This window comes from Pseudomonas sp. EA_65y_Pfl2_P78, assembly GCF_963970495.1.
GTDB classification, from domain to species: Bacteria; Pseudomonadota; Gammaproteobacteria; order Pseudomonadales; family Pseudomonadaceae; genus Aquipseudomonas; species Aquipseudomonas baetica_A.
Genome location: NZ_CAXAON010000003.1, coordinates 134,808 through 159,726 on the forward strand (window position 1 = coordinate 134,808; position 24,919 = coordinate 159,726).

Genomic DNA, 24,919 nt, shown 5'->3' on the forward strand with positions numbered 1-24,919 from the left:
TGAGCGCAGCCCTGATCCATGCAGATGCGACGACTCATCCCGAAAAGAAAACACACCGGCATTAAAAAATGTAGCAGCTACCCTTGAGCGTAGACCGTCATGGAGGACGTCGAATGCCATCAAAAACATCCCGCTTTGTGCTCGCCAGCCTGCTCTGCCTCCCAGCCGCCGGGGCTGCGACCAGCCTTCATCGCTGCGAAGCTCCTGACGGCAGCATTACATTCACGTCGATGAGCTGTGCAAGCGGAGAAAGGCTCTCAGCGCAGGAGGTTCACCCCTACCTCACCGGCTCAGTGGTCGCGGTGATGCCAGCGCTCAATCACGAAGAAACATCCGGCAAGAAAACCAACGACAGAGAACCTGGCGTTGCCGGCAAAGCAGAAGACAAATGCGGAAATCTCATCGATGCCAGACAACGGCGTGAAGCGATCATTAATCGACGCGTCATTGCCGGCATGAACCAACAGGATGTCGAAAGCGCACTCGGCAAACCGGACAAAGTGAATATTCGGACTTTGACTACAAGCTATCGGTACGATCTCAAGCGAGGTCGCACGGCTCTAGTCGAATTTGATGAGAAAGGGTGCGTCAAAGGAAAAGCCAAATCCCGGACAGCAAAAAGCCCGCGTTAAACGCGGGCTTTTCGATATATGGTGCACTCGACAGGATTCGAACCTGTGACCGCTCGGTTCGTAGCCGAGTACTCTATCCAGCTGAGCTACGAGTGCATTTGTGTTTTTAGACCAGATCACAACTGGTTGAAGCCAGATCACCTGCATTGCTGCAAACAACCCTAAAATGGTGCACTCGACAGGATTCGAACCTGTGACCGCTCGGTTCGTAGCCGAGTACTCTATCCAGCTGAGCTACGAGTGCATTTGTGTTTTTAAACCAGACCACAACTGGCTGAAGCCGAGTTACTTATATTGCTATAAACAACTCTTAAATGGTGCACTCGACAGGATTCGAACCTGTGACCGCTCGGTTCGTAGCCGAGTACTCTATCCAGCTGAGCTACGAGTGCATTTGTTGCGCCGCATTATAGCCCGTCTAATCTCTATTCCAACCACTTTTTCTAGTAAATTCAATAATTTACCGAAAAAGCCAGATTACAACGTACTAAGCAAATAATGGCGGAGAACGGGGGATTCGAACCCCCGACACCCTTTTGAGGTGTACTCCCTTAGCAGGGGAGCGCCTTCGGCCACTCGGCCAGCTCTCCGCAACACGGGGCGTATATTAACCACCTTCTTCCCCGTTTGCAAACATAAAAAACGATAAAAATTAATGGCTTGGTTCTTCGTCCTTCTCTTTCTTTATACGCAGGTAAATTTCCTCACGGTGCACGGCAACCTCTTTCGGGGCGTTGACGCCGATACGCACTTGATTTCCTTTAACGCCGAGCACGGTTACGGTGATTTCGCCATCACCGATAATCAGGCTTTCTGCGCACCGACGAGTCAGAATCAGCATACCTTTCTCCTCACGCAATTCAGTTCAGGGACAACAGTCTGCAAAAAAAAGGCACCCGACCTACAACCGGAGCGATCGTAGCCCTACATGCCTGAGTATTGACTAGCGCGAGCAAAAGAACAGTTCAGGTCTCGCGTCATTCAAAAATAAAGGGCGCGATCAAACCGCGCCCTTCAAGGAAACGGAATTACTCGCCCTGACGGGCGGGAGCATCCAGTTCGAAAGCCGTGTGCAGGGCGCGCACAGCCAGCTCCAGATATTTCTCTTCAATGACGACGGAAACCTTGATTTCCGATGTCGAGATCATCTGGATGTTGATGCTTTCCTTTGCCAGGGATTCGAACATGCGACTGGCCACGCCGGCGTGGGAACGCATGCCGACGCCGACGATCGAGACCTTGGCAATCTTGGTGTCGCCGACCACTTCACGGGCACCGATCTCGCGGGCGGTGTTTTCCAGCACGGTCTGCGCGCCCGGGTAGTCGTTGCGGTGCACAGTGAAAGTGAAGTCGGTGGTGTTATCGTGCGCGACGTTCTGCACGATCATGTCGACTTCGATGTTCGCAGCACTGATCGGGCCGAGAATCTTGAACGCCACACCTGGAGTGTCTGGCACGCCACGGATGGTCAGCTTGGCTTCATCGCGGTTGAAAGCGATGCCGGAAATGATCGGCTGTTCCATGGTTTCCTCTTCATCAATAGTAATGAGGGTGCCCGGACCCTCCTTGAAGCTGTGCAGTACGCGCAGCGGAACGTTGTACTTGCCGGCGAATTCCACCGCACGGATCTGCAACACCTTGGAGCCGAGGCTGGCCATTTCCAGCATCTCTTCAAAGGTGATCTTGTCCAGACGCTGAGCGACTGACACAACACGCGGGTCGGTGGTGTAAACACCATCAACGTCGGTGTAGATCTGGCATTCATCCGCCTTGAGCGCTGCAGCCAGTGCCACTCCCGTGGTATCGGAACCGCCGCGACCGAGGGTGGTGATGTTGCCGTGTTCGTCGACACCCTGAAAACCAGCGACAACCACCACGCGACCTGCTTTAAGATCACCACGAATTTTCTGGTCATCAATCTGCAGGATACGCGCTTTATTGTGTGCACTGTCCGTCAGGATCCGCACCTGATTACCGGTGTACGACACCGCCGGCACACCACGCTTGATCAGTGCCATGGCCAACAGGGCAATCGTCACTTGCTCACCAGTGGAAACGATCACGTCCAGTTCGCGCGGAACCGGTTGACCGTCGCCACTGATTTGCTTGGCCAGATCGATCAGACGGTTGGTTTCGCCGCTCATTGCAGACAGCACGACCACCAGGTCATCGCCGGCATCGCGGAATTTCTTAACCTTGTCGGCGACCTGCTCGATTCTCTCGACAGTGCCGACCGAGGTGCCTCCAAATTTCTGTACGATCAAAGCCATTTCAAAGCCGCCTCTGCCCATGAAGGGCGCCCAATAATCACTCAAACAGCCACCGGCCCCGCCACTAGACTGCGGGCCCGGCGGGCCGCCTTATAAACCCTGCTCGACGAATGGAACGGTCAACGCCAGTGCGCCATCCAGCGCGCCGGCGTCGACACCGCCGCCCTGCGCCATGTCCGGACGACCACCGCCCTTCCCGCCCACTGCCGCAGCAGCCTGTTTCATCAAATCACCGGCTTTGAGTTGGCCAGTCAGGTCTTTGGTTACGCCTGCAACCAGAACGACCTTTTCCTCATGGACACTGCCGAGCAGGATCACTGCGCGGCCGAGTTTGTTTTTCAGTTGATCGACCAGCGCCAGCAGCGCCTTGCCATCCTGACCATCCAGGCGTGCAGCCAGAACCTTCACACCTTTGACATCCAGTGCCGAGGCCGACAGATCGTCGCCCGCAGCGCTGGCCGCCTTGGCCTGCAACTGCTCGAGTTGTTTCTCCAGCAGACGGTTGCGCTCCAGCACAGCCGACAGTTTGTCGATCAGGTTGTCGCGACCGCCCTTGACCAGGCTGGCCGCTTCCTTGAGTTGTTCTTCCGCGGCGCTCAAGTAAGCCAGTGCCGCAGCACCCGTGACGGCCTCGATACGACGCACGCCCGATGCCACACCGCCTTCGCTGATGATTTTCAGCAGGCCAATGTCCCCGGTACGGTTGGCGTGGATACCGCCGCACAGTTCGACGGAGAAGTCGCCGCCCATGCTCAGCACCCGCACGTTGTCGCCGTACTTCTCGCCAAACAGCGCCATGGCGCCTTTCTTCTTGGCGGTCTCGATGTCGGTTTCTTCGGTTTCAACGGCGGAGTTCTTGCGAATCTCGGCGTTGACAATGTCTTCCAGCGCTTTCAACTGTTCAGGCTTGATGGCTTCGAAGTGGCTAAAGTCGAAGCGCAGACGCTGACTGTCGACCAGCGAGCCTTTCTGTTGAACGTGATCGCCCAGCACCTTGCGCAGTGCTGCGTGCAGCAAGTGCGTGGCCGAGTGGTTCAGCGAAGTGGCGTGACGCACCTCGGCTTCGACATGGGTTTGCACCGGTGCGCCAACGATCAGGCTGCCCGAGGCCAGCACACCGTGGTGCAGGAAAGCACCGCCGGTTTTGGTGGTGTCGCGCACATCAAAACGGCTGCTACCCGCTTGCAGATAACCACAATCGCCGATCTGGCCGCCGGACTCAGCGTAGAACGGGGTCTGGTTCAGCACCACGACGCCCTCTTGGCCTTCACTCAAAACGTCGACGGACTGACCGTCTTTGTACAAAGCCACAACTTTCGCCGAACCGCTGGTGTTGTGATAACCGGTGAACTCGGTATCCACATCAACCTTGACCAGGCTGTTGTAGTCCATACCGAAGGAGCTGGCGGAACGCGCACGCACGCGCTGGGCTTCCATCTCGCGCTCGAAACCTTCTTCGTCGATGGTCAGGCTGCGCTCGCGAGCGATGTCGCCAGTCAAATCCATCGGAAAACCGTAGGTGTCGTAAAGTTTGAACACTACATCGCCCGGCACCACGTCGCCTTTGAGGTCAGCCAGATCCTGCTCGAGGATTTTCAGACCTTGTTCCAGGGTCTTGGCGAACTGCTCTTCCTCGGCTTTCAACACGCGCTCGATGTGCGCCTGCTGGGATTTCAGCTCAGGGAAGGCTTCGCCCATCTCGGCCACGAGTGCGGCAACGATCTGGTAGAAGAAACTGCCCTTGGCGCCGAGTTTGTTGCCGTGACGGCAAGCACGACGAATGATCCGACGCAGCACATAACCGCGGCCTTCGTTGGACGGCAGCACGCCGTCGGCAATCAGGAAGCCGCAGGAGCGAATGTGGTCAGCCACGACTTTCAGGGATGCCTGATTGTCGTTGGTGCAACCGATGGCCTTGGCCGACGCGGCCAGCAGGCTCTGGAACAGGTCGATTTCATAGTTCGAGTGAACGTGCTGCAGCACGGCACTGATCCGCTCCAGACCCATGCCGGTGTCGACCGACGGCGCTGGCAGTGGGTGCAACACCCCATCGGCGGTGCGGTTGAACTGCATGAACACGTTGTTCCAGATTTCGATGTAACGGTCGCCGTCTTCTTCAGGCGAGCCTGGTGGGCCGCCCCAGATGTCGGCGCCGTGATCGTAGAAAATCTCGGTGCAAGGACCGCAAGGGCCGGTATCGCCCATGGTCCAGAAGTTGTCCGAAGCGTACGGTGCGCCCTTGTTGTCGCCAATGCGCACCATGCGCTCGGCCGGAACGCCGATTTCCTTGGTCCAGATGTCGTACGCCTCGTCATCGCTGGCGTAGACGGTGACCCACAGTTTTTCCTTCGGCAGGTTCAGCCACTTGTCGGACGTCAGGAAGTTCCAGGCATAGGTGATCGCATCACGCTTGAAATAGTCACCAAAGCTGAAGTTACCCAGCATTTCGAAAAACGTGTGGTGACGGGCGGTATAACCGACGTTTTCCAGGTCGTTGTGCTTGCCGCCGGCGCGCACGCACTTCTGGCTGGAAACAGCGCGGGTGTACGCGCGCTTTTCCTGGCCCAGGAAGCAGTCCTTGAACTGGTTCATCCCCGCGTTAGTGAACAGCAGGGTTGGGTCGTTGCCCGGAATCAAAGAGCTGGAGGCTACACGGGTGTGGCCTTGCTCTTCGAAGAAGCGAAGGAAGGCTTCACGGATTTCTGCGCTTTTCATTAGGTTCTTCCACGGAGGCTGCGGCCAAAGGCCTGTTCGAAACGTCAACAGACGAAGCGACGGCAAAGGGCCGCATTATATCGGCCCTGCGCGCGGGGTACAGCGTGTTTATACGATAGAAACGGTCAATTGGACGGCTAACGCTGTCACTTGCGCGAAAACTCGACGAATGTCGCGATCACTTGCTCGATTTGCGAGCGATTGACGTCCATGTGCGTGACCATCCGCAGACGCGCGGCGGCACTCAACTTGATCCCGCGCTCGGCAGCAAACGCCTTGATCGCCAGGGCTTTGTCGCCCATTTGCACATAAACCATGTTGGTCTGTACTGGTTCGACGCTAAAACCTGCCTCACGCAGCCCTTCAGCAAGCCGTTGAGCATTGGCATGGTCATCCGCCAGACGCTCAACGTTGTGATCCAGCGCGTACAAACCCGCCGCCGCCAGTAATCCGGCCTGACGCATGCCGCCGCCGACCATTTTACGCAGACGACGAGCCTTGCCGATCAGTTGCTCAGAGCCGCAAAGCACCGAACCGATCGGCGCCCCCAACCCTTTGGACAGACACACCGATACCGAATCGAAATACCGAGTGATTTCCCGGGCATCGACCCCGAGCTTGACCGCAGCGTTGTACAACCGCGCGCCGTCCAAGTGCAATTGAAGGCCGTGATCTTGAGTGAAGCGTTGGGCGCTGGCCAGATAATCGAGTGGCAACACTTTGCCTTGCATGGTGTTTTCCAGTGCCAGCAGACGAGTCCGGGCGAAGTGGAAGTCGTCGGGTTTGATCGCGGCGGCCACCTGATCAAGATCCAGCGAACCATCGGCCTGTACTTCCAGCGGCTGCGGCTGGATCGAACCGAGCACCGCGGCGCCACCGCCTTCGTACTTATAGGTGTGCGCCTGTTGGCCAACGATGTACTCGTCACCGCGCTCGCAATGCGCCATCAATCCCAACAGATTGCTCATGGTGCCGGTTGGCACGAACAACGCGCCGGCGAAACCCAGGCGTTTTGCCAGTTCGGTTTCCAGACGATTGACCGTCGGGTCTTCGCCGTACACGTCGTCACCGGTGGCGGCGCCGGTCATGGCGTCGAGCATGGCGGGAGTCGGTTGGGTGACGGTGTCGCTGCGAAGATCGATAACGCTCATGAACCTGGCCTCAAGTCAGCAGGGGAAATCCCTTTACGAAGGTGAATTACTGCGGTCATCGCGCCGATTAATCAACCCTTGGCGCAGAAAAACGCCTCACAAGCATTCAAAAAAATCGATAACAATCATCTGAAAGGCGCAATGCACAGACACAAAATCTGTGTTAAAAACGCTGCGCCGCCCGAGAAAGGGTGGCGAAAACGTTCTCAGGGCGGGGTGCAATTCCCCACCGGCGGTAATTGCGCGCAATGCGCATAGCCCGCGAGCGCTTGGCGACGGGCATGGCAATGGCTGTGATCGACGACAAGGTCAGCAGACCCGGTGTGATTCCGGGGCCGACGGTCATAGTCCGGATGAAGAGAGAACGGGATTGACACCCAAGAGCCGTCCGCGCGCTTCTGCGTTCGTGCGTACCCTTGAATCCCCTTCGATTCATAACGCCCTGTTTTTCACACAAACAGGAGTCAGAACATGCAACCCACCGCTATCGACAGCAAAAGCAAACACCCTCATGGCGAGCGCGTCGCGTTCATCCAGGCCTGCTGGCACAAGGAAATCGTCGACCAGAGCCGTAAAGGCTTCGTCGCCGAAATGCTCGTTCAGGGTTATCAGGAATCGGACATCGACTTCTTCGAAGTCGGCGGTGCCTTTGAAATGCCCCTGCATGCCAAGCTACTGGCCAAGACCGGTCGTTATGCCGGCATCGTCGCGGCAGCCCTGGTAGTGGACGGCGGCATCTATCGTCACGAGTTCGTCGCCCAGTCGGTGGTCAGCGGCCTGATGCAGGTGCAACTGGAAACCGAAGTGCCGATATTCTCCGTGTCCCTGACCCCGCATCATTTCCATGCCGGTGAAGAACATCAAAAGTTCTTCTTCGAGCACTTTGTGCACAAAGGTCAGGAAGCGGCGAAAACGTGTGCCGATACGCTGCAGAAGGTTCGGGTGTTGCGTCGCAGTGAGCCCCGTGCGGTCGCTGTCTGATATCTGCACCGAGTGAGGTCTCAGACCTCACTCAGATCCAAATGTGGGAGCGGGCTTGCTCGCTCCCACAGGAGATAGGTGTTGATCCCCCAAATTGTTTCAGGCCAGGGTTTCGTCGGTGGCCGGCACGATCAGGATGCCCGCTCGCAAGCCGTTCTTGACCTTGGGATTGGGAAAGATGATCCGCGCGCCTTCTTCCTCGATGATCCAGCGGGTATTGGCCAAGTCCTCGGCCAGTACATAACCGACTTCCAACTGGGAAAAGTTCTCGATGTCCTGCGGCAGGTTCAGGCGGAACGCATCGCTGTGCTTGATGATTTCCCGCGCCACGCTGAACAGTTGCAAGCCATCCAAGCCCTCCTGCGCCAGATCTGACTCATTGCCTTCAATGATCTGCTTCAGACGGGTTTCCAGCCGCGAGACATCAACCCCTTCGTTCTGCCCGAAGGGCCGCGCCTTGCCCAATTCCAGCGTAAAAGCCTCGGCGCCGAGTTTGTCGTAGGTATATGCGCTGAACACGATCGACGGTTTATTCTGCAACAGCACCGCTTCCATGCCCGCAGCACGCAAGCGCGCCAGCTCTCTACGCGAATGCTGGCGTCCTTCCTTCCACGGATACAGGGCGAATTGCTCGATCTTCGAGCCGCGAATGGCCGTGTGCAGGTCATAGTGCAAGCGCTGGCGATCCGGCAGGCTGAAGAAACTCGCCGCCAACCGCTCAAGTTCACAGGCACGCAGCGCTTCAGAGCCGCTGCTTTGTTCGTGACGACCGTTGAACAGCCGATTGACGTCCTGCTCGATGAAACGCTCGCCTTTGCGAATCGCCTCAGTGTTGCCGAACAGGAACAGAATGCGTGCGCGCGGCTTCAGATCGCCGCGAGCGATGTCATGCAGCAGCCGATCCAGCAGCTCGATCGGTGCGGTTTCGTTGCCGTGGATGCCTGCCGACAGCAGCAGGTCCAGGCCATTGTCAAGCGCTTGCGGTGGCCGGACCTCCAGCGCACCTTCGCTCAACCAGCGCATCCGCACGCCTTCGACAGTCAGTTGAGTCTTCTCCGCCGGTTCGCGGCCGGCGAGGGTCAGTTCAAGCAGTTTGCCGAGGGCGAGCATAGAGCGGTTTCCTTAGTGGTCGTGGTTGCAATCCGGGCCGTGCACGTGGTCTTCGTCGCCGCCAACGTCGGCCGGTTCCATTTCCAGTTGCAGACTTACCAGATTAGTCGCCAATGGGCGCAGCAGCAGGTTGGCGTACTCGGCATCACCTTCTTCAACGTCGACGCCGATCAGCAGTTGGCCACGGCCATCCTGCTGGATCCACAGCTCTTTGCCTTGCCACATGACCGCGACGCGGGTGCACGAGGTTTGCAGTTGCGTGCCGTCGGTGTCTTCAAGGATCAGCTGCAGGGAATCGCTCATGTTTTTACTCTCTTGGGGAGACGAACCGCACGCCGCGTTCAAGCGGCGCGCCGGCCATCAATTGATCTGGAATGGATAAACCGCGCCCAGTTTAAGGATTTGCGTGAGTTCATCCAGTGCCGTCCGGCATTCAAGCAGCAATTGCGGGTCCGCCAGATCGGTTTCGCTCAGGCGGTCGCGGTAGTGCTTTTCAACCCATGCGGTCAACGAACCGTACAACGGGGCCGTCATGATAACCCCTGGGTTGACCGCCGCCAGCTCGGTTTCATTCAGTGCAACACGCAAGCGCAGGCACGCCGGACCGCCCCCATTCTGCATGCTCTGCTTGAGGTCGAAGACCTTCACTTCGCGGATCAGACCGCCGGAGCTGGTCAGGCTTTGCAAGTAAGCCCACACGCGCTCGTTGGCCTGGCACTCTTGCGGCACGATCAACAGCATCGAGCCGTCAGGGCGCGACAACAACTGGCTGTTGAACAGGTACGAACGCACGGCGTCGTCGACGGTGACCGCCGAACGCGGCACACAGATCGACTGGAAATTGCCGCCAACCCTGGCCAGTTTGCCTTGCAACTCGGCCAGCATCTGATCGGTGTCGAGGAACGCGTCCTCGTGATAGAACAACACCTCGCCATTGCCCACGGCAATCACGTCGTTGTGGAACACGCCCTGATCGATCACGTTCGGATTCTGCTGTGCGTAAACCACGCCTTCGTCCCGCAGACCGTGCAGACGCGCTACCGCTTGCGACGCTTCGAGGGTCTGCCGGGCCGGGTATTTTTGCGGCGCCGGGAAACGGTTGTCGAAGGCACTGCGACCGAACACGAAGAACTCGACACCGGCCTCGCCGTACTCACGGCAGAAACGCGTGTGGTTGGCCGCGCCTTCGTCACCAAACTGCGCCACCGCTGGCAGCGCAGCGTGATGGGCGAAGTGTTGCTGATTGGCGAACATCGCGCCGAGCACGCGGCTCGTGGTCGGGTGCTCGATGCTGCGGTGGTATTTGCAGTTGAGGTTAGCGGCGGTGAAATGCACACGGCCGTCAGCGGTGTCGGCACTCGGGCTGACCGTCGCAGCGTTGGCCACCCACATGCTCGACGCCGAGCAACTGGCGACCAGCAAAGGCATGGCCTCTTTGGCCGCGCGCTCGATCACTTGCGCGTCGCTGCCACTGAAACCCAGACGGCGCAGAGCGGCCACGTCCGGACGTTCCTGCGGCGCCAGCACGCCTTGCTGAAAGCCCATTTCCATCAGCGCTTTCATTTTCGCCAGGCCTTGCAGCGCCGCTTCCTTCGGGTTCGAGGACTGCTGGCTGTTGCTCTGGGACGCAACGTTGCCGTAGGACAGACCGCCGTAGTTATGGGTCGGCCCCACTAGACCGTCGAAATTGACTTCATAGGATTTCATCAGCGAGGCTCCACGAGAATCTGTTGTTATAGGCTTCAGTAACTATTCTTTGTGACCGAGGCGCGGCTATCGCCAGCAGGCTGGTTCCCACAGGGAAATGCATTCCACTTTGTGTGCCACCTGCTAACGATGGGCATCACGCCATCTTTACGCCGGGTGTAAGCGATGCAGGCAACACCAGGCTCGGTGTTTCCAGCGACGCCACCGGGTACGCGCAATAATCCGCCGCGTAGTAGGCACTGGCGCGATGGTTGCCCGAGGCCCCCACACCGCCAAACGGCGCGCTGCTCGCAGCCCCCGTCAATTGCTTGTTCCAGTTGACGATGCCGGCGCGGCTTTCCAGCCAGAATTGCTGATAACGATCTTCGGAATCCGACAACAGACCGGCGGCCAAGCCGTAAGCGGTGTCGTTGGCCTCACTGATCGCTGCGGCGAAATCGCTGTAGCGGATCACTTGCAGCAACGGGCCGAACAGTTCTTCGTCCGGACGCTCGGCCACTGCGGTCACATCAATAATGCCGGGGGTCAGCAACGCGGCTTGCGCCTGCGGCTGCGTCATGTCCAGCAGTGACACGGCGCCATTGGCCAGTAAATGCGCTTGGGCATCCATCAACGCTTTCGCCGCGCCAAGGGAAATCACTGACCCCATGAACGGTGCCGGTTGCTGATCGAACGCACCGACTTCAATGGTCGAGCTGACCTCAACCAGACGCTTGAGCAGGCTGTCGCCCCACGCGCCTTGTGGCACCAGCAGACGACGAGCGCAGGTGCAACGCTGGCCCGCCGAGATGAAGGCCGATTGAATGATCGTGTACACCGCCGCGTCGAGGTCAGCGACCTGATCCACCACCAGCGGGTTGTTGCCCCCCATTTCCAGCGCCAGAATCTTGTCCGGACGCCCGGCAAATTGCTGGTGCAAGTGGTTGCCGGTACGGCTCGAGCCGGTGAAGAACAGACCGTCGATGCCCGGGTTCGCCGCCAGCGCAATGCCGGTTTCACGAGCGCCTTGCAGCAGGTTCAGGACGCCGGCCGGCAACCCGGCTTCGATCCAGCACTTGACCGTCAGCTCGGCAACTTTCGGGGTCAGCTCGCTGGGCTTGAACAGCACGCTGTTACCGGCCAGCAACGCCGGCACGATGTGACCGTTGGGCAAGTGACCAGGGAAGTTGTAAGGCCCGAACACGGCAACCACGCCGTGAGGCTTGTGGCGCAGCACGGCGGTGGCGTCGCCCAACGGGCCGCTCTTCTCGCCGGTACGTTCGCGGTAGCTCTGCACCGAGATCGCGATCTTGTTGACCATGCTGGTGACTTCGGTGGCGGCTTCCCACAGTGGTTTGCCGGTTTCCTCACCGATGGTGCGGGCCAGTTCGTCGCTGTGGTGCTTCAGTGCAGCAGCAAAGGCTTCGAGCACGCTGATGCGCTCTTGCAGCGTGCGCCGTGCCCAACCCGGAAAAGCCTGACGCGCCGCCTGCACGGCCGACTCGACCTGCGCAGCAGTGGCGCCCTCCCCCGACCACAGCACTTGCTGGGTCACCGGGTTCAGTGACTGAAAAGCTTCGCCCTGACCGGCCAGCCATTCACCTGCGATGTATAGCGAATTCATTATTTCGACTCCCGAGCAGCAGACAACGCCACGGCGCGCACTTGGTCGCCCGCGTTGAGTTGAAGACGTTTGGCGGTGTGTGGATCGACCACCAGCGTGCCCGCAGCCAGACGTGCCGGCGCAGCCGTGATGCGGCAGTCTTCGCGTTTGCGGTTATGGATGATGAACGGCGTGGCATCGTCGCCCGGCGTGCCGACCGCCAGTACCAGCGCCTCGCTGTCTCGCACCGCGCGGATCTTGCTGGTTTCGCATTCGATGGCCGGACCGGCGTCAAAGATGTCGACGTAGCCCTGATAACTGAACCCTTCGCTCTTGAGCATCGCCAGCGCCGGCTCGGTGTCCGGATGGACCTGGCCGATGACATTGCGTGCATCAGGCGACAGGAAGCAGGTGTACAGCGGGAATTTCGGCATCAGTTCAGCGATGAACGCCTTGTTGCCGACACCGGTCAGGTAATCGGCCTGGCTGAACTCCATCTTGAAGAAGTGCCGACCCAGACTTTCCCAGAACGGCGAACGGCCAGCGTCATCCGACACACCGCGCATCTCGGCGATGATCTTGTTGCCGAACAGTTCCGGGAACTCGGCGATGAACAGCATCCGCGCCTTCGACAGCATGCGACCATTGAGACCGTTACGGTAATCGGCGTGCAGGAACAGTGAGCACAGCTCGGAGTTTCCGGTCAGGTCGTTGGCCAGGAACAGCGTCGGGATCTCGCGATAGATGTTCAACTCTTGCGAAGCGCTGACGGTCAGGCCGACACGGAAGTTGTACCAGGGCTCACGCAGACCGACCGCGCCGGCAATGGCGGAAATACCCACCACGCGGCCGTCGTCGTCTTCAAGCACGAACAGGTAATCCGCATCGCCACGGCCGGCTTCGCCGCGAAAGGTCTTTTCAGCCCAGTCGACCCGATGGGTCAGGCGCTCTTCGTTGGCCGGCAACGTGGTCAGGCCAGTGCCGGTGCTGCGGGCCAGGTCGATCAGCGCGGATAAATCGCTGCTGCGTACGGGACGAACAATCATGCTATCTCCTCAAACGGGCCGCCTTCGCCACCCGTAAAACTCGCTAAGGCGTTAAACCGCCACCAGGCGCACGCTGGCACCTTCACCGACGCCCAAGGCCTCGGCCGCTTCCAGATCAAGCGTCACCGGTTTGCCCGGCGCGTAGTCCAGCTCAAGCAACACGGCGCGGTAATCCTGCAACTGGGCGTTGGCCACCAGATACTGGCGACCGGCACCTTTGACCGGCTCGCCGATCTTCACCGGCACCACACGGCTCTGGGCGATCGAACGGATCCCCGACACACGCGCATGCAGGGTCGGGCCGCCGTCGAAAATGTCGATGTAGTGATCGGTCTCGAAGCCTTCGCGCATCAGGATGTCGAAGGTGATCTGCGCACGCGGGTGTACCTGACCCATCGCCTCTTGGGCGGAGTCCGGCAGCAACGGCACATAGATCGGGTAATGCGGCATCAGCTCGGCGAGGAACGTACGGCTTTTCAACCCGCACAGGCGCTCGGCTTCGGCGTAGTTGAGGTCGAAGAAGTTGCGACCGATGGCGTCCCAGAACGGCGAGTCGCCATGCTCATCGCTGTAACCGACGATCTCGGTCACCACCGAATCGGCGAACCGCTCCGGGTGGCTGGCGACGAACAGCAGACGACCACGGGAATTGAGTTCGGCCCACGGCGAACCCACCAACTCACGCTGCACGTAGAAACTGGTCAGCAAGCTATTGCCGGTCAGGTCGTGGCACTGTGAAAGCACATGGATCTTGTTGTGGATCTTCAGCTCGCGGGAGGCGTGGACGAAGGTCTCGTTGCGAAAGCTGTAAAACGGTTCCGAATAACCGGCCGAAGCAACGATCGCCGAGCAGCCGACCAGTTTGCCGGTGGTGGAGTCTTCAAGGACGAAGAAATAACTCTCTTCACCGTTGAAGCTCACTTCGGCGGCGAACGAGGCTTCGCTCGCCGCGATCTTGTCGCTCAGACGTTCCACGTCATCCGGCAAGGAAGTGACACCAATCGGACTGTCCGCAGCCAGACGCTGTACCTCGCCCAGATCAGCCATTTGCGCGGGGCGCATCACCAGCATGGTGTCACTCCTTTCTCTTATAAAAATCACAGAAAAAACACCGAACATTGTTGGAGCGGGCTTGCCCGCTCCCACATTTGATATTGCCCGGTATCAAAAATTGGGTTCGACGCCTGAACCGCTCAGGCGTCGAAAGGTGTATCAAGCTTGCGTCAGTGTTGCAGCGGCACGTTCGAAGCGGTCCAGACCGGCATCGATATCAGCGTCCTCGACCACCAGGCTCGGGGCGAAACGGATCACGTCGGGACCTGCTTGCAGAATCATCAGGCCTTCTTTTTCAGCGGCGTTGAAGATGTCTTTGGCCTTGCCTTTCCAGGCCTCACTCAGCACGCAACCGATCAGCAAGCCGAGGCCACGCACCTGAGTGAACAGGCCGTACTTCTCGCCAATTTGCTCAAGACGGGTTTTGAACTTGTCGTGCTTGGCATTGACGCCGCTCAGCACTTCAGGGGTGTTGATCACGTCGATCACCGCTTCAGCAACCGCGCACGCCAGCGGGTTGCCGCCGTAGGTGGTGCCATGGGTGCCGACGACCAGATGTTTGGCCAGCGCTTCGGTGGTCAGCATCGCCGCGATCGGGAAACCGCCGCCCAGGCTCTTCGCGCTGGTCAGGATATCCGGGGTCACGCCGTAATGCTGGTAGGCAAACAGCTTGCCGCTGCGGCCCATGCCGGTCTGCACTTCATCGAACACCAGCAGCGCGTTGTTCGCATCGCACAGTTCGCGGGCACCTTGCAGGTAAGCCAGTTCGGCCGGCAGCACGCCGCCCTCGCCCTGGATCGGTTCGAGCACGACCGCGCAGGTCTTGTCGGAAACGGCCGCTTTGAGCGCCGCCAGATCGTTGTAGGGAACGTGGGTGATACCGGTGATTTTCGGGCCAAAACCGTCGGAATACTTCGACTGGCCACCCACATTCACGGTGAACAGGGTGCGACCGTGGAAGCTGTTCAGCGCGGCGATGATCTCGTATTTCTCAGTGCCGAAACGGTCGAACGCGACGCGACGGGCCAGCTTGAAGGCGGCCTCGTTGGCTTCGGCGCCGGAGTTGCAGAAGAACACACGCTCGGCGAAAGTTGCGTCGATCAGCTTGTGCGCCAGACGCAGGGCCGGCTCGTTAGTGAACACGTTCGAAACGTGCCACAGCTTGTTCGCTTGCTCGGTCAAGGCACCGACCAGCGCTGGGTGCGCGTGGCCCAATACGTTGACGGCGATGCCGCCGGCGAAGTCGATCAGCTCGCGGCCGGCCTGATCCCAGACGCGGGAACCGGCGCCACGCACCGGAATGAAAGCGGCAGGCGCGTAGTTGGGAACCATAACCTGGTCGAAATCGGCGCGTTGTACCGCAGCGTGCTCAACGGACATCGGAGTCTCCTGATGAGGGCCACCCGCCTGAAACTGGCGAGCGATGGGGGGATTGTAAGGACAGTTTTCAGCCCGGCCTTGCCGCCAAGCGACAACTTCTTATAGCGCAAACCCCGGTTTTTCCCGGGTTTACGGCAATGCGACAAATAGCGTCGCAAAGGCGCAGTTTAAACTGGCGCTGCCGATTGCGGCAGACGCGGGAGAATATCAACTCAGCCTCACGTCCAAGCGATAAATATGTACCGCACCTGGATCGCCACTTCCTGATTTGCTGTCGCTCTTTTCAACGGCCAAGGAACGGCACATGCATTTGCCTCAAGGACAGCACCCCACAGCTAGAACCGACACGACCGACCCGCAACACCCCGATGATCACTATCAGCACTTGAAGAACGCCCTGCCCGACTGGCTTGCCAACGTCTCCCCCACCCGACGCCAGGCCCTGAAAAAAGTCCAGCCGTCACAAACCCTCACACTGCAGGCGGTATCGACCGCGCAGCATCAGAGACTCAAAGCCCTCAACGCCGAACACTGGACGGCGCAAAGCGAGGTCGACACGCAACTGGAACATTTGCAGGACGCCAGTGCCTTCGCCGAACCCTTGCTCAAGCAAGCGCTGAAAAGCCGCTTCGACCTGGATGTGGATGTGCGCAAGACGTTCCTGCGCCTGTATATCCCCGCAACCACGCCCTGGTTCCCGATCAGTACCGGCGCTCGGACCTGGACGGTCTCGCTGCTGGATGCCGCACTGCATAACTTCGAAGAAAAGGAAACCCGCAACAAGGCCTTCGAAGCCGATTCGACTTACATCACCCAGCCCTCATCCACCGGCCAGTTCGATACCCTGCCATCAATCAAGGCCAAACTGAGCATCGCGAACTTTACAAAACTGTGCCGGGAACTGGATATCGGCGCGCAATACAAAACCCATCTGGAAGCCCACCTGGGCTTCTCCGATCCGGCAGTGGCAACGTCGCTGCGCCAGAAGATTGATGCAAGTGAAAAAGCCGCGATGCGCGCAGCGCTGCAAATGGCACTGATGAACCGTGACATTTCGCAAAGTTCTTTTCGCCTGATCGACGCGATGCTCGACGGGCTGCAAGGCATACGAATCAACAGCGTGCCCGTGGTGCGTCATGACGTGACGATGATGGGCGCCACGCTTACCGGTATCGTCGTGTTTGCCCCCAGCCTGGAGGAGGCGCGAAAAAACGCCCAAGTGGTGGCCTATGTCCCGGAAGACCCCGAGCACCCGTTCAAGGAATATGCCTCGGCGCTCGAGATGGTCATTGAATTGACCCGACAGTTGCGCTCAAAGGATTACCAGCACTTTTTCAGCCGGTTCGTGAATCACGAACACCGCGGTTTTTTCTTCTCCGGCCTCAATGACCGCCTGAGCAAAATCAAATGGCACCCAAGCGAGAAAGGGAGCTCTGAACCCGCCTGGCGGGCGTCCCCGGTCGAGCGCCCCAATCTGGAGACGGCATTCATCCCGTTCCACGACGACCTGTGGCAACACCTCTATCAGGCGAAACTCAACAAGATCCTCAATGACGCCCGTTTCATCGCCGTGCCGACCGCTTCGGTCGACCAGAAAGCCCGCTGGGCCTTCTGGGATTCGGTGGTCAATATCATTTCGACGATCGTGCAGACCGCAGCGCTGGTCGTTGCGCCGTTCGTGCCCGTGCTGGGCGAAGCGATGATGGCGTACATGGCTTATCAGTTTCTCAACGAGGCCTTCGAAGGCATCATCGAATGGGCACAGGGGCGCACCACCGAAGCGTTCGAACACTTGATGAGCACCCTCGAATCGCTGATCCAGTTGGGGTTGTTTGCAGTCGGCGGGAACATTGCCGTGGCCGAGCTTCCCAAGATTTTGCCCAAAGAAATCGTCGCCTTCATCGACCGTTTCAAAACGGTCAAAATGACCAACGAACAAGTCCGTTACTGGGATCCTGATCTCGGTCGCTATCAACAGGAGAGCGCTCCTGACGCCGACTCCACGCCTAATCAACTGGGCCTGCACGAGCATCAGGGCAAACATCTGTTGCCGCTCGAAAACGCCCATTTTGCCGTGAGCGAAAGCACAATCCCCGGCCAGTACCGGATCGAACACCCGACCCGTCCCGATGCTTACCAGCCGCTGTTGCGACACAACGGCGACGGCGCCTGGCACACGGAACTCGAACAACCACTGGAATGGGACAAGCCCACGGCGTTGCGCCGGATCGGCCCCTTGGTCGAGTCGTTTTCCCCACTCGAACGCGAAACGATTCTTCAGGTCAGCGGGGTCAACGAAGGCGCCCTGCGCAAAATGCATGTCGAACAGGAAAAACTGCCGCCGCTGCTGGCCGACAGCATCCAGCGCTTCAAGATCGATCAGCAACTGCAACGTTTTAACGACTATCTGAGCAGCGATGCGCCCGAGCAATACCTGCGCGCCGACCCGGTCATGCAGTTGCAACTGTTGACCGAGCAGGGTCGCTGGCCTGCCGGCAAACGCCTGCGTTTGCTGGATAAACAAGGCGAACTCATCTGGCAATCCTCCAGTGACGAGCGCTTGCCGCTGACCGAGTTGCATCAAGCCAGCCTGATCGGCGACGACCTGCTCAAAAGCCTGTTTTATGCCCTCGACGAGGCGCAAGGCAAAGCCCTGCTGGGCATGGAGTTTTCCGGCCCGACGCCGCCACTGGACGTACGCAGCCAGATGCTTCGCAAGCAACTGGCCCAGCTCGCCATGCAACAACGCAGCGTCATGTTCGAGGCGCGCTATCAGGCGCTGCAGCACAGCGACGATCCACTGGCGCAGCCCCTGCTCCAGCACGATCCGGCGCTACCGGCCGCCGTCACCCGCGAATTACTCGCCACGACCACCAGTGACGAACTGCTGGCCATCAGCGAAGGGCAAGTGCCGGCGCGTCAGCAGCAACTCATGCAACTGGCCCGTCAGGAAGTGCGTGTCACCCGCGCCTATGAAGGGCTGGAGCTCGATTCCGTCAACAACCCGGATTCTGACACCCTGGCACTGCACAGCCTCAAACTGTTACCTGGCTGGAGCGGCGATGTACGTATCGAAATCCGCGACGGGTACTACGAAGGGCCGATACTCGACAGCACCGGCCGCAGCGATGCCCCCGCGCAGAAAATCCTCGTGCGAAAAAGCGATGGCAACTATCAGCCCTACGATGAACGCGCTCAGGAGCTGCATTCGGCCACCGATTTCTATTCAAGCCTGCTCCACGCCTTGCCGGATGCCGATCGCCGGGCGTTGAACCTGCAAATCAGCGACGCAGGTAAATTGAAGCAAGCGATTCGAGCGAATCCGATGGCGCGCAGCGAACTGCGGGTTGCGATTGCACAACCACCGCTACCGGAGCCCGTTATCGATACGTTGCGCCTGGTCGGTGTTGAAAGTCATCCACCAACACGCAGTGCGCAAGCGCGAACGCTCGCTGAGCGGATACTTGAGGTCTATCCGAACGAATCGCCAGCCGAAGTGCAGATGTTTATTTTCGAGCACCAGCGAGGCGCGGGTGGTGTGCGAGGCGAGCTCTCGCGACTTCACCGCGAGTACATCAGGCTCAGCGACGATCTGCGTCGCTGGCAGCTCGATGTGCCGTCGCACGACCCGCAGACAGGTCTGGCGTTGACACCGATTCAGCGCAGAGCCGCCCTGCAAAGCCGTTCGACCCTCAGACGCGGGATCGAGCGGTGCTGGCGCAAGCAAACGCGCGGACCGGCCGGTTACCTGATGCAGATCACTGACCCGATCATTGGCGAGCTTCCTGTGCTGGATGCTGACTTCAGCCACGTCACCTCTCTGGCGATCAATGGCATCAGAAGTACCCGCGGTGTCGATCAGTTCTTGCAGCGTTTCCCCACATTGATGTATCTGGATGTGCAAAACGCCAACCTGCCAAATCTGCCGTCCGCCCTCACCTCGATGCCGGTGCTGCGGCAACTGATCCTGCGCAATTGCAACCTGCGCCTCGGCGCTGGCGATCAGGTTTTACTGGCTTCATTGTCAGACCTGTCCGTTCTCGATCTGCAGGACAACCCGCTAGGGCTGCACCTCGATATCCAGCCAATGACCTCGCTGCGTTTACTCAACCTGACCAATACCGGTATCACGGAGGCGCCAGCCAATCTGCTGAGCCACCCACGATTGGTCAGCGGTAAATTCGCCAGCAACCTGATCACCGAAGTGCCGGACGCCTTATTCACACTCAACAGCATGCTCAGCGACGGCTTCAATTTCGCCGACAACCCGCTGAGCGCCGCCTCGCGAGAACGCGTGAAAACCCATTACCAGCGCACCACAAAGCACTTCGGGGTAGTGCCTGAAGAAGTCGACATCAACCGCACGATCAACCTGTTTGCGGCACTCGAGCCTGCGCAGGCTACCGACGTGTTCTATCAACTGCCCGGAACGCTGGCTCAAGGTCGGGCGCAACTGACCCAATGGGAAGTCGAATTCAGACAGATGAAGGATGGCCTTGCGCAATGGAGCCGAAACATTCCCGAAAACGACCCCACGACCGGCCAACCGCTGAACCTGAACGAGCAATCCAGTGAACTGATGCACCGCGAGCGATTCGCTCAGGCGCTGGAGCAATTCTGGGGCAGCAGAACCCCACACCAGCCCACGCTCAGAAGCTGGTACCTGGAGGCGAATCTGGACTTCATCGGCGATCTGCCAACGCTGGATGCCGACTTCAGCCACGTCTCCAAACTGAGCCTGACCGGCAATAAAGACGTTTCAGCGCTGACGCCATTTCTGCATCGTTTCCGGAACCTGGAAGCGCTGCATCTGTTTGATTTCGATCTGGAACCGGCGTCCAGTTCGATCATCGGTTTTCCTCGCCTGACCACGCTGGAGCTGAAGAATTGTGCGGTGGTGCTGACCCCGGAAAACCAGGCAGCTCTTTGCACCATGAGCAGCCTGGAAACACTGGAGCTGGGCAACAATCCGCTGGGCACACTGCCCGACCTGAATCTGCTGCCCAACCTGACTTATATCGATGTGAGCAACGCTGGCTTGTCCACCGTCCCGGACGGCGTCATCGATCACCCGAATCTGCGCACGATGATCTTCAGCGACAACCTCATCACCGAACTGCCCGAGGCCATTTTCGAACTGCCCCCCAATCGCAGCGACGGGATGGATTTTGCCGACAACCCTCTATCAGCCGCGACTCGCGAACGGATCAAAATCTATTACCGCAAGACGGGGCAAGACTTCGATGTGCAGGCCGATCCGGCTGACATTGCCGTGGCTCGGGAACTGTTTCCACAACTGGATGCGCTGGAAGCCAGTGACATGATCTACGACTTGCCCGGCACCCTGGTCGATAGTCATGATCAACTCGGTCGCTGGCAAACCGAGCTCACCACGCTGACAGCCAATCTCGCCACGTGGGCGCCTAAGGTTCCCTCCCTCCATCCCGTCACCGGTGAAGCCCTGACGGCCATCGAATTGCTCAACGAGTACGCATACCGCAAGGCGTTCGGGCAAAAGCTTGAGAACTTCTGGCGTCATCGCTTGACCCTGTCCGGAATGCGTGACGATTCTTTTTCCTCGGGCCTGCCATTCATCGGTGACATGCCCGTGCTCACGACAGACTTCAGCCACGTCTCGAACCTGCACCTCAAGGGCAATCCTGCCTTGCGTGGAATCGAACCGTTCCTTGATCTGTTTCCCAGAGTGCAATCGCTTGAGATGCGCGACCTCACCATGGAGCAATTCCCCGCGCCCGTTGGTCGCATGCAGGAACTGAAGGATCTGACGCTGAACCATTGCCAGCTCACGTTGACCCCCGAGGGGCAAAACACACTGATCTCACTGAGCGACCTTGAACGTCTGGACCTGAGCAACAACCCGTTGACGCTGGCACCGGATATCGCGGCGATGCCAAAATTGAATGACATTCGCTTGTCCAACTGCAGCCTGACCGAACTGCCAAATGGTCTCGAAGCACATCCCAACCTGAAATCAGTTCTGCTCGAAAGCAACCGCATCACCGAATTACCCGAAGCGTTTTTTCAAATCGACGCCGATCTGGCTGACGGCGTCGATCTGTATGACAACCCTTTGTCGGACGCCAGTCGTGATCGCATCAAGACGTTCTACAACCAACAAGGATGCGACCTTGGCGTGCAGGCCGATCGTGCTGACATCGGCCGCGCGCGCGCCTTGTTTCCGGAGTTGGAAGACGAAGACGCCAACCATATGATCTACAAACTGCCGGGCTCGCTGGACGACGGTCGAGCCCAGCTTTTGCGCTGGGAAAGCGAAATGGCCCAAATGGATCGCGACCTCAATGCCTGGACCGAGGCCATTGCGGCAAGCGACCCCGAGACTGGCCAGCCACTCAGTACCACCGAGGTGGCAACCGAGCGCCAAGCCAGACAAGAGTTCAGCAACGATCTTCAGCAGTTCTGGCGCCAGCGCCGCGCAGACAAACTTGAGCTGCGCTCCAATACGCTCACTGCCGAACTGCCCTTCACCGGTGATCTGCCCGCCCTGTCGGCTGACTTCAGCCATGTCAAACAATTGTCCTTGCAGGGCAAATCAACGCAAAACGTCCCGGACGCGTTCCTGAACTGTTTCCCTGGTTTGTCGGGGCTGGAAATGCGCGATATTGCCCTGCGCCGCTGGCCTCAGGCGCTGAACAGGATGCCCTCGCTGCTGACCCTGGCGCTTAGCAACTGTGGTGTGGTCTTTGACGCCCAGGCGCAAGCCATGCTTTCAGGCATGCGCCGGCTGACCATGCTCGATCTGTATAAAAATCCACTGGGTGTGGTGCCTGACGTTTCGCCGCTCAAGGCGCTGACTTACCTCGACCTGTCCGAAACCGGTATCGACAGCGTCCCGGCCGGTCTGACGGAGATTGCCGACCTCAACACCGTGTTGTTGAACGATAACCGCATCACCGAGTTGCCGGAGGCGCTCTACAACCTCCCCGACCCGGTCAGCAATGGCATCGCTCTGGACGATAACCCGATGTCTGCAAAGACGCGCGATCAGATCAAAGCCTATTACCAACGTACCGGCAGGCATTTTTTCGTACTGGCCGAACAGGCCGATGTCGAACGGGTACAAGCGTTGTATCCACATTTGTCGCAGACCCAAGCCAGCGATCTGATTTACCGCCTGCCCGGCACATTGGCGGATGGACGCGTTGAACTGGCACGTCGAGAGACCGAACTGACGACCCTCAACAACGACCTTGAGCGCTGGATGAACGCGCAGTTGCTTGACCCCGTCACCCGCCAATCGCTGGAACCGCAAGCGCGGCTGCAAGAGCAATCCAAAAGGATGAAATTCAAGGAAAGCCTGGAAAATGCCTGGCGTCGCAAATCATCCGCAATTCAGTCCGCGTCCAGCCTGACCCTCGACCTGTCGTTCATCGGAGACCCGCCTGCCTTGGCCGCGGACTTCGGGCATGTGCTTGAACTGGATCTGACCAGCACGGCTACCGTTGCGCCGCGAACCGAAGGCTTGCTCGCCCGCTTCCCTAACCTGCTGAGTCTTAAGATGCGGGGGTTTGAACTCGAGAGCATTCCCGCCGAGGTTTTAAGCATGAAGAAACTCAAGCTGCTGAATCTGCCCGAGTGCAGCATCCGCCTGACAGAAGACACTGCGAATGCGCTGGGGACTCTGGAAGAAATCGACAGCCTGGACTTAAGCAACAATCCCCTAGGACGCGCGCCCGACATCAGCCGCATGAAGCAACTGACCCGCCTGGATCTGAGTAATACCGGACTCACCGAGACGTGGCCGGCACTGTTCGACTCCATCACACTGAGCCACGCCGACCTTTCGGATAACGCGATCACCGAGTTGTCGATTGAAATACTGCGTGGTGATCGTCAGTTGATCGCCCACTTCAACTTCGATGGTAATCCGTTGTCGGGGCTGGCCCGCAGACGGCTTGAAGACTATGCACAATTGCGCGCAGCCAGGCTGAATGAACCGCGCTGGCGCCAGCAGATCACCGTGGGGGATGACACGAGCTCATCGTCGTCTTCGACGTTTGCGACCTCGCCGCAATCGGAGAATTAACAATAGTCGCCAACCCGACGCGGCTCAGCCGCGCTCGGGCGGCACCGACGACAATTCGAACGGGCTGCTGCTTCGCCGCTGGTTGCGATCTTCTCGCGGCGTGGCACCGAAGAAGTTGCGATAAGCGCTGGAGAAGTGCGGCCCCGAGGAGAAGCCGCACGACAGACCGATCTGAATGATCGACTTGCTGGTTTGCATCAACATTTGCCGGGCCTTGTTCAGGCGCAGTTCCAGGTAGTACTGGCTCGGCACACGATTGAGGTATTGCTTGAAGATCCGCTCCAACTGCCGACGGGATACGCACACATGCTGGGCAATTTCGTCGGTGGTCAGCGGCTCTTCGATATTGGCTTCCATCAGCAACACCGCCTGGGTGAGCTTCGGATGGCTGGAGCCCAGACGGTTCTGCAACGGAATGCGCTGACGCTCGCCGCCCTCGCGGATGCGCTCCACCACCAGTTCTTCGGACACCGCACCGGCCAGCTCTGCACCGTGATCACGCGCCAGCACTGCCAGCAACAAGTCGAGCACCGACAGGCCGCCACACGCGGTCAAGCGATCACGGTCCCAGTCGAACAGATGGCTGGTCGCGATGACTTTAGGAAAACGCTCAGCAAAATCGTCCTGCCAGCGCCAGTGGACGGCAGCGCGGTAACCGTCGAGCAAACCGAGTTGCGCCAACGGATACACGCCGGCCGACAGACCTGCGATCACACAGCCAGCCCGCACCAGTTGTTTCAGTGCACTGCTCAGAGCCGGCGCCAAAGACGTCGGTGGCTCATCGGCGAGCAGAAACAGTTTCTGGAAGTTTTCGAGCTTGCCGGCCCATGGCTCGCCGGGCAATTGCCAGGCACCTTCGGCGGGAGGCTCGGCCTGCAAGAACGTCAACTCGTAGACCACGTCCGGGTGCACACGCTGAGCAACACGCAAGGCCTCCTCCGCCAGCGCCAGCGTCAACGCTTTAGTGCTGGGCCAAATCAGGAAACCAATTCGATGGGCAGTCATGGGCGGGCAATCCGAAACGAAGAACGGTGATGAAGGCAAGGGCCAATGCTAGCCCGAAATCGAAACTGTCGCAGATCCATTGTGGGAGCGGGCTTGCTCGCGAATGCGGTAGATCAGACACCAATGATGTCGACTGATACACCGCTTTCGCGAGCAAACCCGCTCCCACAGGGGGCCGAGCAAGTTTTCAGGTCGCGAAGCATGACCTAATTGGGTGCATAA

The 24,919-nt window shown here is 59.0% G+C and carries 15 protein-coding genes, 4 tRNA genes and 1 riboswitch; of the genes, 3 read left to right on the forward strand and 16 right to left on the reverse strand.

The features are described 5' to 3' along the window. The first annotated feature begins 113 nt into the window (after positions 1 to 113). The gene (locus AACY02_RS04165) at positions 114 to 632 is read left to right on the forward strand and encodes a cell envelope protein SmpA (RefSeq protein WP_339430871.1); all 519 of its coding nucleotides are present in this window, start codon (positions 114 to 116) and stop codon (positions 630 to 632) included. Positions 633 to 651: 19 nt separating this feature from the next. Here the strand turns inward: AACY02_RS04165 and AACY02_RS04170 are convergent. From AACY02_RS04170 to ltaE, 8 genes are all read right to left on the reverse strand, one after another. Then, a tRNA-Arg gene (locus AACY02_RS04170) sits at positions 652 to 728 on the reverse strand. Between the two features lie 71 nt (positions 729 to 799). Next, positions 800 to 876, reverse strand: a tRNA-Arg gene (locus tag AACY02_RS04175). Positions 877 to 947: 71 nt separating this feature from the next. Beyond that, a tRNA-Arg gene (locus AACY02_RS04180) sits at positions 948 to 1,024 on the reverse strand. A 107-nt stretch (positions 1,025 to 1,131) separates the two neighbouring features. Further along, positions 1,132 to 1,222, reverse strand: a tRNA-Ser gene (locus AACY02_RS04185). Positions 1,223 to 1,284: 62 nt separating this feature from the next. Beyond that, positions 1,285 to 1,473: a carbon storage regulator CsrA gene (gene csrA, locus AACY02_RS04190; RefSeq protein WP_002554426.1), complete on the reverse strand. Its 189-nt coding sequence runs from the start codon at positions 1,471 to 1,473 to the stop codon at positions 1,285 to 1,287. A gap of 187 nt (positions 1,474 to 1,660) precedes the next feature. Then, positions 1,661 to 2,902, reverse strand: coding sequence for an aspartate kinase (locus AACY02_RS04195; RefSeq protein WP_339430872.1), 1,242 nt, complete (start codon positions 2,900 to 2,902; stop codon positions 1,661 to 1,663). Between the two features lie 90 nt (positions 2,903 to 2,992). After that, positions 2,993 to 5,617, reverse strand: coding sequence for an alanine--tRNA ligase (gene alaS, locus AACY02_RS04200; protein ID WP_339430873.1), 2,625 nt, complete (start codon positions 5,615 to 5,617; stop codon positions 2,993 to 2,995). Positions 5,618 to 5,763: 146 nt separating this feature from the next. Then, the gene (gene ltaE, locus AACY02_RS04205) at positions 5,764 to 6,768 is read right to left on the reverse strand and encodes a low-specificity L-threonine aldolase (RefSeq protein ID WP_339430874.1); all 1,005 of its coding nucleotides are present in this window, start codon (positions 6,766 to 6,768) and stop codon (positions 5,764 to 5,766) included. A gap of 198 nt (positions 6,769 to 6,966) precedes the next feature. After that, a riboswitch (FMN riboswitch) is annotated at positions 6,967 to 7,138 on the forward strand. Positions 7,139 to 7,239: 101 nt separating this feature from the next. Here ltaE and AACY02_RS04210 point away from each other — a divergent pair. Next, positions 7,240 to 7,749 carry a 6,7-dimethyl-8-ribityllumazine synthase gene (locus AACY02_RS04210; protein ID WP_339430875.1) on the forward strand — a complete coding sequence of 170 codons (510 nt, stop codon included), beginning with the start codon at positions 7,240 to 7,242 and terminating at the stop codon, positions 7,747 to 7,749. 99 nt (positions 7,750 to 7,848) lie between these two features. Here the strand turns inward: AACY02_RS04210 and astE are convergent, their stop codons facing one another. From astE to AACY02_RS04245, 7 genes are all read right to left on the reverse strand, one after another. Beyond that, complete coding sequence (gene astE, locus AACY02_RS04215) at positions 7,849 to 8,859, reverse strand: succinylglutamate desuccinylase (RefSeq protein ID WP_339430876.1); 1,011 nt, start codon at positions 8,857 to 8,859, stop codon at positions 7,849 to 7,851. Positions 8,860 to 8,871: 12 nt separating this feature from the next. After that, positions 8,872 to 9,162 carry a topoisomerase II gene (locus tag AACY02_RS04220; protein WP_339430877.1) on the reverse strand — a complete coding sequence of 97 codons (291 nt, stop codon included), beginning with the start codon at positions 9,160 to 9,162 and terminating at the stop codon, positions 8,872 to 8,874. Positions 9,163 to 9,219: 57 nt separating this feature from the next. Then, entirely contained in the window at positions 9,220 to 10,566 is a 1,347-nt protein-coding gene (astB, locus tag AACY02_RS04225) for an N-succinylarginine dihydrolase (RefSeq protein WP_339430878.1), read from the reverse strand. Positions 10,567 to 10,702: 136 nt separating this feature from the next. Further along, positions 10,703 to 12,172: a succinylglutamate-semialdehyde dehydrogenase gene (gene astD / locus AACY02_RS04230; RefSeq protein ID WP_339431014.1), complete on the reverse strand. Its 1,470-nt coding sequence runs from the start codon at positions 12,170 to 12,172 to the stop codon at positions 10,703 to 10,705. Beyond that, positions 12,169 to 13,194: an arginine N-succinyltransferase gene (astA, locus tag AACY02_RS04235; protein ID WP_339430879.1), complete on the reverse strand. Its 1,026-nt coding sequence runs from the start codon at positions 13,192 to 13,194 to the stop codon at positions 12,169 to 12,171. The genes astD and astA overlap by 4 nt, the downstream gene beginning before the upstream one ends. Before the next feature lie 51 nt (positions 13,195 to 13,245). Continuing rightward, positions 13,246 to 14,265: an arginine/ornithine succinyltransferase subunit alpha gene (gene aruF / locus AACY02_RS04240; RefSeq protein WP_339430880.1), complete on the reverse strand. Its 1,020-nt coding sequence runs from the start codon at positions 14,263 to 14,265 to the stop codon at positions 13,246 to 13,248. Between the two features lie 141 nt (positions 14,266 to 14,406). Further along, a complete protein-coding gene (locus tag AACY02_RS04245; protein WP_339430881.1) occupies positions 14,407 to 15,627 on the reverse strand; it encodes an aspartate aminotransferase family protein in 1,221 nt (406 codons plus the stop codon). A gap of 304 nt (positions 15,628 to 15,931) precedes the next feature. Between AACY02_RS04245 and AACY02_RS04250 the strand changes: the two genes are divergently transcribed. Continuing rightward, positions 15,932 to 23,692, forward strand: a complete 7,761-nt coding sequence (locus tag AACY02_RS04250; protein ID WP_339430882.1) for a dermonecrotic toxin domain-containing protein — start codon at positions 15,932 to 15,934, stop codon at positions 23,690 to 23,692. A gap of 24 nt (positions 23,693 to 23,716) precedes the next feature. Here AACY02_RS04250 and argR read toward each other — a convergent pair whose 3' ends face one another. Next, positions 23,717 to 24,697 (reverse strand): transcriptional regulator ArgR, encoded by a 981-nt coding sequence (gene argR / locus AACY02_RS04255; protein WP_339430883.1) that lies wholly within the window; start codon positions 24,695 to 24,697, stop codon positions 23,717 to 23,719. Positions 24,698 to 24,919: the final 222 nt, after the last annotated feature.